Source organism: Nocardia alni (genome assembly GCF_019038435.1).
Classification (GTDB): Bacteria; Actinomycetota; Actinomycetes; order Mycobacteriales; family Mycobacteriaceae; genus Nocardia; species Nocardia alni.
In genome coordinates, this window is the sequence record NZ_JAGPOX010000226.1 from 1 (window position 1) to 10,565 (window position 10,565).

The 10,565-nt window shown below is 66.9% G+C and carries 11 protein-coding genes; 2 read left to right on the forward strand and 9 right to left on the reverse strand.

The features are described from left to right. Nucleotides 1-59 precede the first annotated feature (59 nt). The 3 genes from JZ791_RS41970 to ispG all read right to left on the reverse strand — a co-directional run bounded on the left by JZ791_RS41970 (nucleotide 60) and on the right by ispG (nucleotide 4,072). Nucleotides 60-1,838, reverse strand: a complete 1,779-nt coding sequence (locus tag JZ791_RS41970; RefSeq protein ID WP_438804631.1) for a penicillin-binding transpeptidase domain-containing protein — start codon at nucleotides 1,836-1,838, stop codon at nucleotides 60-62. A gap of 134 nt (nucleotides 1,839-1,972) precedes the next feature. Continuing rightward, the gene (locus JZ791_RS41975; RefSeq protein WP_308163458.1) at nucleotides 1,973-2,839 is read right to left on the reverse strand and encodes a GNAT family N-acetyltransferase; all 867 of its coding nucleotides are present in this window, start codon (nucleotides 2,837-2,839) and stop codon (nucleotides 1,973-1,975) included. Between the two features lie 75 nt (nucleotides 2,840-2,914). Next, complete coding sequence (gene ispG / locus JZ791_RS41980; protein WP_216903215.1) at nucleotides 2,915-4,072, reverse strand: flavodoxin-dependent (E)-4-hydroxy-3-methylbut-2-enyl-diphosphate synthase; 1,158 nt, start codon at nucleotides 4,070-4,072, stop codon at nucleotides 2,915-2,917. Nucleotides 4,073-4,565: 493 nt separating this feature from the next. Here ispG and JZ791_RS41985 point away from each other — a divergent pair, with 493 nt between their 5' ends. Both JZ791_RS41985 and JZ791_RS41990 read left to right on the forward strand, forming a co-directional pair. Beyond that, nucleotides 4,566-4,790, forward strand: coding sequence for a hypothetical protein (locus JZ791_RS41985; protein WP_216903217.1), 225 nt, complete (start codon nucleotides 4,566-4,568; stop codon nucleotides 4,788-4,790). A 123-nt stretch (nucleotides 4,791-4,913) separates the two neighbouring features. Then, nucleotides 4,914-5,576 carry a nitroreductase gene (locus JZ791_RS41990; protein ID WP_216903219.1) on the forward strand — a complete coding sequence of 221 codons (663 nt, stop codon included), beginning with the start codon at nucleotides 4,914-4,916 and terminating at the stop codon, nucleotides 5,574-5,576. A gap of 9 nt (nucleotides 5,577-5,585) precedes the next feature. On the opposite strand, the gene JZ791_RS41995 is transcribed toward JZ791_RS41990, so the two are convergent. The 6 genes from JZ791_RS41995 to JZ791_RS42020 all read right to left on the reverse strand — a co-directional run. Continuing rightward, complete coding sequence (locus tag JZ791_RS41995) at nucleotides 5,586-6,227, reverse strand: hypothetical protein (RefSeq protein WP_216903221.1); 642 nt, start codon at nucleotides 6,225-6,227, stop codon at nucleotides 5,586-5,588. 54 nt (nucleotides 6,228-6,281) lie between these two features. Beyond that, nucleotides 6,282-6,767, reverse strand: a complete 486-nt coding sequence (locus JZ791_RS42000) for a hypothetical protein (RefSeq protein ID WP_216903223.1) — start codon at nucleotides 6,765-6,767, stop codon at nucleotides 6,282-6,284. Between the two features lie 692 nt (nucleotides 6,768-7,459). After that, a complete protein-coding gene (locus tag JZ791_RS42005) occupies nucleotides 7,460-7,957 on the reverse strand; it encodes a transglycosylase SLT domain-containing protein (protein WP_216903225.1) in 498 nt (165 codons plus the stop codon). A gap of 462 nt (nucleotides 7,958-8,419) precedes the next feature. Continuing rightward, a complete protein-coding gene (locus JZ791_RS42010) occupies nucleotides 8,420-8,719 on the reverse strand; it encodes a hypothetical protein (protein ID WP_216903226.1) in 300 nt (99 codons plus the stop codon). A 127-nt stretch (nucleotides 8,720-8,846) separates the two neighbouring features. After that, nucleotides 8,847-10,304 (reverse strand): amidase, encoded by a 1,458-nt coding sequence (locus tag JZ791_RS42015; protein WP_216903227.1) that lies wholly within the window; start codon nucleotides 10,302-10,304, stop codon nucleotides 8,847-8,849. A gap of 51 nt (nucleotides 10,305-10,355) precedes the next feature. Further along, nucleotides 10,356-10,565, reverse strand: a 210-nt coding sequence (locus JZ791_RS42020; RefSeq protein WP_254207286.1) for a RidA family protein, incomplete at its 5' end; no start/stop codon positions are given.

The window sequence follows — 10,565 nt, forward strand, 5'->3', positions numbered from 1 at the left end:
ATCTCGCACCGTCCATGACCCATCCCGCCCCCACCCGGCTGGCCGCGCACTGAGGCGTCCTACGCCGACCCGGGGGGCAACGCCAGCAACATATCTCGCGTCACAGCGACCGCGTTATCGGAACTGCCGCCCTTGACCAATAAAGTGGCCCAGGCCATATCGCCGCGGTAGCCGATGAACCACGAATGCGATCCATCCGGAACCTCGGCCTCACCGGTCTTGCCGTACACCTCGCCCTGATCGGCGATCCGATCGGCGGTTCCGCTCAGCACCACCTTGCGCATCATCAGCCGCAGCCCGGCGATCACCTCGGCCGACGGCGCGGAACCGGCTCCCGACACCTTCGTACTGTGCCCCGACAGCAGATACGGCACCGGCGTCGATCCGTGCGCCACGGTCGCCGCGACCAGCGCCATGGCGAACGGGCTCACCACCACCTTGCCCTGCCCGATGCCGTCCTCGGTGCGCAACGTCAGCTCCTTCGCCGGCGGCACCGACCCCGAGACGGTCGGCAGTCCGGCGATCGTATAGTCCGGTCCCACACCGAATTTCGCGGCCGTCCTGGTGAGCGCGTCCTTGGACAGCCAGCTGGAGATCTTGGCGAAGGCGGTATTGCAGGATCGCGCGTAGGCGTCGCTCATCGGCACGTCGCCCAGGGAGAACCCGTCGTAGTTCGGAATCGTTCGCTGCCCGATGACGATCTCGCTCGGGCACGGCACCGTCGTGTCGGGCGTGGCGATGCCCGAGCCGATCGCGGCCGCGGCGGTCACGGTCTTGAACGTCGAGCCGGGCGGATACAGTCCGGCGGTGGCGACGGGCCCGTCGGCATCGGCCGGTTTGTTCTGCGCCACAGCGAGTATCGCACCGGTGGAGGGCTGGATCACCACCATCATCGACTTCTCCTCGCGGGCGTCCACGGCGCGCTGCGCGGCGTTCTGCACGGAGCGGTCCAGGCTGAGCGAGAACGACGGGGCCGGTTGCGGCGCGACCTCTTGCAGCACATCGGTGTCGACGCCGTCGGCGTTGACGGTGACGACGTCCCAGCCCGACTTGCCGCCCACCTCGTCGATCACGGTCTTGCGCACCTGTGTGGTCAGATCGGGCGCGAAGGTGCGATCGGTGGGAACCAGGTCCCACTCCCTGGTGGTGCTCACCCCGGGGAGCCCGAGCAGATCGTCGCCGACCTGGTTGTACTCCCAGTCGGTCAGCAGCGCGACGGTGTACGCGCGGCGGGACTTGGCCGCGGTGGCCAGGATGCCCTGTGTGGTCACCGTATTGTCGAACTGGTTCAGCGCGGCGGCCAGCGCGCTCGCGGTGTAGTTCGGATCGGTGGCATCGACGAGGGCGAACATGATCCGGTGCACCACACCGGGAATCAGCACATCGGTGCCGGAACGTTCGTTGACGCGGGCGCGCGGGGCGGGGATGTCGCGCAACTGCATGGTCTGGGTGTCACCGAGTTGGGGATGGATGTCCGAGGCTGTCCAGCGCACCTGCCAGCGGCCGTCGGTGCGGCCCATATGCAATTCGCCGTCGTAGGTCCAGACCCGGCTCTTCGGCAGTTGCCACCGATAGGTGTAGTCGACGGTCGCGGTGTCGCCGTTGATGCGCGCGGATCCGGTGTGCGCGCTCATCTGCTGCGCCTGCAGGTCGTCCCACGCCGAACCGAGCGCGGGCCGCGCCTTGTCGGGCGCGGTGGTCAGGCTCGCCGCGGCCTGGACGTCGTGCCGCGCGAACGCCCGCGCGAAATCGTCGGCCGCCGCCACCGGCCCCTGCGGTCCGGCCGAACACCCGCCGGCCGCCATGGCGATCGCAGCGGCGCTCGAGAGCACCAGCATCCGTTCGCGCACACCAGCGCCGAACCGAGATGACCGGAGTGACCGGGAGATTCGCTGAGTCGCCATCGCACGAGATGGTATCCAGCCAACTGCCCGCTACCGGAGCGACACACGGGCCCGGTCACAAGGCCGAATCAATCCACCAGCACTGTGGCGAATGTCGCGATCTGCCGGAATCCGATCTTCGCGTACGCGCGCCGGGCGGATGTGTTGAAGCAGTTCACGTACAGGCTCGCCGTGCGCCCGGACGCGACGACCGCATCGGCCACGGTCGCGGTGCCCGCGGTGCCCAGACCGAGCCCGCGGTGGTCGGGGTGCACCCAGACGCCCTGAATCTGGCCGGTGCGCTTGGACATCGCCCCCACCTCGGCCTTGAACACGACCCGGCCGTCCTCGAAGCGCGCCCAGGCACGCCCGGAGTTGATCAGACTCGCCACCCGGCGCCGATAGCTGCGCCCGCCGTCGCCCACGCGCGGATCGACGCCGATCTCCTCGGTGAACATGGCCACCGCGGCCACCAGATAGCGGTCGAGTTCGTCGGCGCGCACCCGGCGCACCTTCGGATCAGACGACACGAGCGACGGACCGTCCAGTGCCAGCAGCGGCTGCTCGGGCCGCAACTCACGCGGTGGACCCCAATTCCGGGTCAGGATCTCCCACAGCGGCAAGGCCAGCTCCTGCCGCCCGACCACCGAGGAACACACCCTGGGCCAGCGGACCGCACGGTCGGCGAAGGCCCGCATATCGTCCTGGCTACCGCGCAGCGGGATCAGGTTGGCGCCGGAGAAGCACAGCGATTCACCGGGGCCGCCACGGCTCCACATCTCACCGATCGCACCGGCACGGGTCTCGATTCCGTGCTCCTCCAGCCGCGCGGCGACCATACAGGCCGCCACCGGATCGGTATCCAATACCCGCAACACCGGTGCCAGATCGCGATTCGCGAGCTGACGTGCGCTGGACAACCGTGTCCAGCGAGCCGGTTCCAGCACACTCCGCACGTTCACAGAGTGCCACGATCGCCCGGCCGATGCTGAGCTTTGCCCCCGCCGCTACCCGACGGTGACATCCGCGGCCTATCCGACGGTGACGACGGGTTCACCAGATCCGGAGCCCTCACCCATCTGCTCGGCGATGCGCATGGCCTCCTCGATCAGGGTCTCCACGATCTGATGCTCGGGCACGGTCTTGATGACCTCGCCCTTGACAAAGATCTGGCCCTTGCCGTTGCCCGAGGCCACGCCCAGATCGGCCTCACGGGCCTCGCCGGGACCGTTCACCACGCACCCCATCACGGCCACCCGCAGCGGCACCTCCATCCCCTCGAGGCCCGCGGTGACCTCGTTGGCGAGGGTGTAGACATCGACCTGTGCGCGCCCGCACGACGGGCAGGACACGATCTCCAGCTTGCGCGGGCGCAGGTTCAGCGACTGCAGGATCTGGTCGCCCACCTTGATCTCCTCGGCCGGGGGCGCCGACAGCGAGACCCGGATGGTGTCGCCGATACCCTGCGACAGCAGCGCGCCGAACGCGACCGCCGACTTGATGGTCCCCTGGAACGCGGGCCCGGCCTCGGTGACGCCCAGGTGCAGCGGATAGTCCGAGCGCGCGGCGAGCTGCCGGTACGCCTCGACCATGACCACCGGGTCGTTGTGCTTGACCGAGATCTTGATATCGCCGAATCCGTGCTCCTCGAACAGCGAGGCCTCCCACAACGCCGACTCGACCAGCGCCTCCGGGGTGGCCTTGCCGTACTTCTCCATCATCCGCTTGTCGAGCGAACCGGCGTTGACGCCGATGCGGATCGGGATGCCCGCCGCGGCGGCGGCCTTGGCGACCTCCTTGACCCGGCCGTCGAACTCCTTGATGTTGCCCGGGTTCACTCGCACCGCGGCGCATCCCGCGTCGATGGCGGCGAAGATGTAGCGCGGCTGGAAGTGGATGTCGGCGATCACCGGGATCTTCGATTTCTTCGCGATCGTCGGCAGCGCGTCGGCGTCCTCCTGGCGGGGGCAGGCCACGCGGACGATATCGCAGCCCGACGCGGTGAGCTCCGCGATCTGCTGCAGGGTCGCGTTGATGTCATGGGTCTTCGTGGTGGTCATGGACTGGACCGAGATAGGGTGATCGCTACCCACCCCGACATTGCCGACCATCAGCTGACGCGTCTTGCGTCGAGGCGCGAGGACTGCCGCCGGTGCGGCGGGCATCCCCAAGGCGATGGCACTGGTCACGACTGCTCCTCGCTAACGCTCGGCCCAGCCGCGCCCACGCGGTGCTGAACTGTTGGTTCACTCCGCTGCGCTCCGTTCACGTTCGGCTGCCTACTTTCGTATCTGCTCCACCGGGTTCGCGGCCGAGTCTAGTGCTGTTGCATTAACTGGTGTCGTGTGAGTAGGCCGACAGCTCGGGCGCGGGAGAACTCTTCGCCGTGCATCTGGTATTCGTCACCAGGGGCGGCTCGGCTAGGTCGACACGCCGGTCGCGATCCGGCCTGAACATTGCGAGATATTAGCTGTACTACCGGCACATGCTCGGGAAGCGGTTGACATCATCGCGATACCGGCGGCAGGATGGACCCGATCTACTGTTCACTGCATAATTGCTGAGCTGGTATCGGTTGCCCGATCGCTCGGACAGTGACGGGCAGCGCTCGACGCCACAGGACATGCATTCGATCCTGTATCGAATATCTCGGACGAGACTCACCGTAAGGGAGAGTTCGGAATGTCTGACAACCGCATGAAGAAGCCGGGCCAGATGGCGAACAAGGCCAAGAAGGGCATGAAGGACCAGGCCCAGCACGTGAACGAAGAGATGAAGCGCGACGCGGATCGCCTGGGCGCGGGCACGAAACGCGAAGCTCAGCAGGGCAGAAGCGATGCGAAGAACATGAACGAGGATATGAAGGACCGGGGCAAGGAGATGAAGGACAAACTCCAGCACCGCTGATCACACGGATAACACGGCCGGCGTCGCCCTCGCGACGCCGGCCGTGCGCCTTTTCCTATGATCCCGGTCGCATCGAGATCCGTTGCGGGACTTCATGTCGTACCCCGCTCCTAGGCTGTCCGCGTGGATGTCTACAGCGCGGTCAACTCCAGGCAGTCGATTCGAGCGTTCACCGATCGGGCCGTCCCCCGCGAGGCGCTGGATCGGGTGCTGGCGGCGGCCGCTCACGCACCGTCGGGCAGCAATCTGCAACCGTGGCACGTCTACGTCGTGCGGGGCGCCCGGCTCGCGGAGCTGAAGAAGCGGGTGGCCGAGCGGATCACGGCGGGCGACTCCGGTGACGAGCGCGAGTACCCGATATATCCGCCGAGTATCGAGTCACCGTACCGAGAACGCCTGGCGGACCTGGGCGAACGCCGCTACGGCGCGCTGGGCATCGCCCGCGACGACACGCAGGCCCGATTACGCGAGCGCGCGCGGAATTGGGACTGCTACGGCGCGTCGACCGCGCTGTTCTGCTATCTGGACCGGGATATGCCGGTGGCGCAATGGGCCGACGCGGGCATGTACCTGCAGACGGTCATGCTGCTGCTGCGCGCCGAACAATTGCACAGCTGCGCACAGGCGGCCTGGTCGGAGTACCACCGCACCGTAGCCGAGACGATTTCACCGCCGCCGCGGCGAATCCTGTTCTGCGGCATGTCGATCGGCTACGCCGACCCGTCCGCACCGCAGCCGCGCATTCCGCGCGCGCCGCTGGCGGAGACGGTGACGTTCCTGGGGTGAGTCCGCGTCCTACTTCTTCCCGGAGTCGTCGTAGTAGCGGGCGAAATAGGCGATCAGCATGGCTTGCCCGGTCGGTCGCACCGTACAGGCGATCCGGCCCCTGGGGTCGGGTTTGGCATCGAGGCATACGCCGGTGTTGTCCAGGGCGAAGTGGTCGAAGACCATACGCGGGTTGACGTGCACGACCCCGGTGACGGTGTTGCTCAGGAGGAAGTCCGAGCTGCCTTCGGTCGAACCGGCGCCGGGCGGATCCGTCGCAACGGTGAGGCGGCCGTGAAACTGTGGTTGATCGGGGACGCGCAGGGCGGCGAATACCAGGTCGTGGTCGGTGTCCATGCGGATCTCCTGACCGGCGGAGAATCCCTCGTAGGAGCCGTCGATGGGGTTGCCGTCCAGCAGAGCGCCGCCGTGGCGGTTCGGGGCTGCGCTCATCCATCCGGGGTTGAAATCGGCTCTGGCGTAGATCTTCTGGCCGGCCGGGTAGGTCTGCTCTATGAGCGGTCCGCCCTGCGGTGGATCGAATCGCAGGGTGAGTTTGAACCCCGAGAATTGCTGGACCGCGGGTTCGTGTGCGACGGCGGGCTGAGAACCCAGCAGCGCCAGAAGACCCACGGCGATTGCCGCCCAACGGGCCGTTTTACCGAGGTACATCCCATCTCCTCATGCGTGACCGCCGATGCGGCGTGTTGGTCCGGCGGGCCGGTCTCAGTTGCTGGATGCCGCGAAAACGGGGCTCTCGATCGAGTGGGGGATCGCCGGCAGAATGTCCGGTGAGGTGGGGAACCGCGCCGCCGACGGTGCGATCTGCTCGTGCCGGACAGGCAGCAGGCTGGGGGCGCGGTGCAGAATGCGGCCGGAGCTGTGGGCCACGATCGTCAGCGCGAGGTCCTCGGCCAGGGTGATGTCGTCGTCATCGAGGGCGAACAGGGAAATGAGCACGCTGTCCGGCCTGTTTCGCACGACGCTGCGGGTGGACGAGGCCGTCGCGTGCCGTTCGGCGTGGCCGAGCGAGTCGACGACCGCGGTCGGACATCCGGACAGCATCATGATGACCGCTTCGAACGCTCCCGTCGGGTCGTGCCGGCCGGGCCGGTACCCCGCCGCGGCTTCGGCGATGACCTCGTGCGGGCTGGGATGGTCGGTCGGGGGATGGATGTTCTTCCAGCGTTGAATCGGCGGGAAGAATTCCACCTCCGTACATCCGTGCCATCGCCGGCACGCGCGTTCGAACAAATGGTCGGTGGCACGTTGCCAGCGATTCGGCATTTCAGCCACCAGTTCGACAGCGCAGCACCAGAGTGGTTGATCGGTGTACACCCTGACAGCCTCGGCACTCATCGAATACCTGCCAATCCACGATGCGAAGATCGTTATCCGACCGAGCTTGTCCCGCCGCTTTGTCCGGGAATGCGGCGGGATGGAAACGCGGTCCGAAGAAATGATTCGACCAGCGTCGTAGCTCGGTTGTCCAGGGAGGGATACCGGCCATCGGGCTCGGGTTGCCGACCGTTATGACGTGGGCAGATGGCCGCAAGCGCTCCTCGTCGACGCCGGTGAGGGCATGACGGACGAGCGGTGGAAATTCAATTGACAGCGGTTCGATCGATGGAAACGGGAATAACGCCGAAGCCCTCCTTCGCAGGAATTCCGAGTCCGCGTCGATTTGTCGCGGTGGTCTCCAGTGCGTTCGGTCGACATTAGCCGGACGTTCAGGAGACTCACCGTAGTATTTGAATCGTAGCTGCCTGATAACTGACTAAGAACAAGATCATCAATTCGTTTCCGTACCGTTACCGATACCACGAATGTTCGAATTGACAAGTGTCGACGCGCAAGCGCGGTCAGCGCATCGCAGGCGGGCCGGGCAGGACGGCCCGGACAACTCAGTAGGCGGAGTCGACGTTGTCGATCGAGCCGTAGCGGTGCGCGGCATAGTTGGCGGCCGCGACGATATTGGCCACCGGATCGTAGATGTCGCCGGAGGTGCCGGCGACGTGGTATGCCTCGAACGTGGGGGCGATGACCTGCAGCAGGCCCTCGGACGGGATGCCCATCGCGGCGTTGGAGTCGTAGAGATTGATGGCCCGGGTGTTACCGGACGATTCGCGAATGATGTTGCGGTGGAGACCTTCGTAGCTACCCGGGATGCCCTTGGCGTGCATGATGGCCAGCGACTGACGGATCCAGCCGTCGAGATTGTTCGGGTAGCCGTGCGCCGACGCGGACTGGGCGGCGATGGTGGAGGCCAGTGTTGCGGGCTGGACCTGGGCCGACGCCTGCTGACCGCCTGCGGTGACGATGGCGGCGACGGCGGCCAGCGCGAGAGCGCCGGATCCGGCGGTCCGCGCGGCGGCCTTGGCTGTGGTGCGGGTTATAGACATGCGAAAACGGCTTCCTACTCCTGTGAATCGGGCTGCGGCAGGCAGCACGACACCGAGCGACCGGGTTGGGCCGAGGTGTGATTGTTGTATGCGACTTCGGTTGTGACCCGGGACCGGATGCCCTGGACAATCCGTCGCGCTGGACGACGAACGGCCGGCGTAGCGACCAGGGAGGGATTCGCGCAGGCGACCCTCGCCACGGAGTTCAACTCCTCGCGGTGCCCCAGATCGAAATCTGACGACCCGACAGAGTCACAGAATGGCCGCGCCAGGTTAACGGAAGGTGAACAGAAGCTTAATCAGATACTCAGAAACGGGGCGATTGACGGTTGCGCCCGCAACAATCGGGGCACTGACCGGGTGATCCGCCGTTAAACCTTCCGTGGTATAGCTCACTGAAGCAATTGCCTGGTAGGCGACGTGCATCAACGCTCAGCAGCGCCGAGAAGCGCCGTCGCGGTATCAGCTCGCGTTGCAGACGATAGTGGAGTACTTGGCCTTGCCTCGCCATTCGGTGAGCGCGCGGCGCGCGGCCATGCTCGGGTCCGACTGGTAGGTGAAGCTGACCGGCGGCAGTTGGTGGCCACCCCAATCCTGGCCGGTGCAGGTGTAGGTCTGCGGCACATACCCGCCGGTGGGGCCGGTAGAGCCGCCGGAGTTGCCGTACGGGTCGGCCGCGGCGATCGGCGCGGTCAGCACTCCCGCGGCCATCGCGGCCCCGGCCAGCAGCACCACTCCCGCAAGCGGCTTTCTCATACGCATGGAATCACTCCCCGGACGAACGGACCAGTCGGCGGGAACCCTACCTCGCCTTTTCGGAATGCGGAAGCTCCGGCGGCGCTCGTAGGCGGCGTCGGCAGCCTGACAGGGTTCGACGCCGAGTCCGGCACTACGCCAGTGGGGGCTGCTGGAAACCGCCGATCTCCTCTTCGAGCAATTCGGCCAGCCGCAGGGAGGTGCGGTCGCCGAACATGGGGCCGATCACCTGCACTCCTATCGGCATGCCGTCGTCGGTGCGGTCCGCGGGGATGGCGGTGGCGGGCAGACCGGACATGGTCGCGAGGCCGGCCCAGATGATCTGGTCACCGTACGGGTGGGCTACGCCGTCGATGTCCAGGCGGCGCCCCTCCCAGTCTTGGCCGTGATCGTGCGGGAAGGCGGGGGTCGGGGTGATCGGGCAGATCACGGCGTCGAATTCGGCGAACAGCTCGCGCCATTGGCGGCGATGCTCCTCGCGACGAGCGTTGGCGGCCAACCAGTCCCGATAGCTGATCACCATGCCGCGTATGCGATTGGCGGACAGGCTGTCGTCGTCGGGGTCGAGTTGGGCGGCGACCGAACCCAGGCCCTCGTGCACCTCCGCGGGCATTCTCGCGGCCAGGAAGGACATCAGGAGCTTCGAATACACGGCCGCACCCTCGGCCAGGTCGGGGACCAGCGAGCTATCGCGCTGGACGCGCGCGCCCGCCTTCTCCAGCGCGACGGCGACCCGCTCGAGCGCCGCGCGCACCGCGGCCCCGGTCGGAATCAACGGATGCTCCTCGAGGACGAGCACCCGGAAATCGGCCAGCCGATCATGCCGGGGCGCGGGCAGATTCAGGGTGTATGCCTGGGCGAGGGTCAGCGGGTCCGGGCCCGCCATCACATCGAACAGCAGGGTGAGGTCGCGCGCGGTGCGGGCCATGGGGCCTACCACGGACAGATCGCCCTCGACGGGCAGCGCGGGCACACCGGGCGGCACATGCCCCCGGGCCGCCACCACACCGAGGGACGGCTTGTGCGCGTACACACCGCAGAAATGCGCCGGGACACGCAGCGAACCGCCGATATCCGAACCGAGGGCCAGCGTGCTGTAGCCGGCCGCCAGCCCCGCGGCCGACCCACCGGACGACCCGCCCGGGCTGCGGCCCAGATCGAACGGATTGTTCGTGGTGCCGTAGATCTCGTTGTAGCTCTGCCAATCTCCCAGATTCAGCGGCACATTCGTCTTGCCCACCACCACGGCGCCCGCCGCCTTCAGCCGCTCCACCGGCAGCGAATCCTCGTCCGGCACATAGTCTTCGAACTGGGCGATACCCCACGTAGTGGGTAGTCCCGCGATGTTGTAGGACTCCTTGACCATCACCGGCAGCCCCAGCAGCGCGCCGCCCTCGCCGCGCCCTCGCGCCGCGTCGGCGTCGCGCGCGGCCGCCCGGGCACGCTCGAAGTCCGGAACGCAGACCGCGTTGATCTCGCCATCCAACCGCTCGATCCGAGCAATCGACGCCTCGGTCAACTCGACCGAGCTCACTTCCCCCGCCCGCAACGCGGCCAAGGTCTCTCCAGCTGTGCGATACGCCCACTCCATGCGCTCCACAGTAGGCCGCCGCACCGACAGGTAGCCGCCTTCGCTGGGAGGTCAGCCCAGTAGAACATCGGTCGGCGGACGCCCGGAAATCGCGGCGACAGCCTCGATCTCGATCAGCACATCCGGATGGAAAAGCCCCGCCACCCGCACCAGCGAACTGGTCGGCGGCCGACGCACCGAAACGAATTCGTCCCGCACCGCCCGCACAACCGCCAGCGCCGAGGTATCGACCACAAAAATCGTCAACTTGAACACGTCATC

Excerpts from the sequence above, each read along its gene's own strand:
- JZ791_RS42005 (WP_216903225.1), bottom strand. The coding sequence starts at position 7,957 with ATGTCTATAACCCGCACCACAGCCAAGGCCGCCGCGCGGACCGCCGGA.
- JZ791_RS42010 (WP_216903226.1), bottom strand. The coding sequence starts at position 8,719 with ATGCGTATGAGAAAGCCGCTTGCGGGAGTGGTGCTGCTGGCCGGGGCC.
- JZ791_RS41970 (WP_438804631.1), bottom strand. The coding sequence starts at position 1,838 with ATGCTGGTGCTCTCGAGCGCCGCTGCGATCGCCATGGCGGCCGGCGGG.
- JZ791_RS42015 (WP_216903227.1), bottom strand. The coding sequence starts at position 10,304 with ATGGAGTGGGCGTATCGCACAGCTGGAGAGACCTTGGCCGCGTTGCGG.
- JZ791_RS41985 (WP_216903217.1), top strand. The coding sequence starts at position 4,566 with ATGTCTGACAACCGCATGAAGAAGCCGGGCCAGATGGCGAACAAGGCC.
- JZ791_RS41995 (WP_216903221.1), bottom strand. The coding sequence starts at position 6,227 with ATGTACCTCGGTAAAACGGCCCGTTGGGCGGCAATCGCCGTGGGTCTT.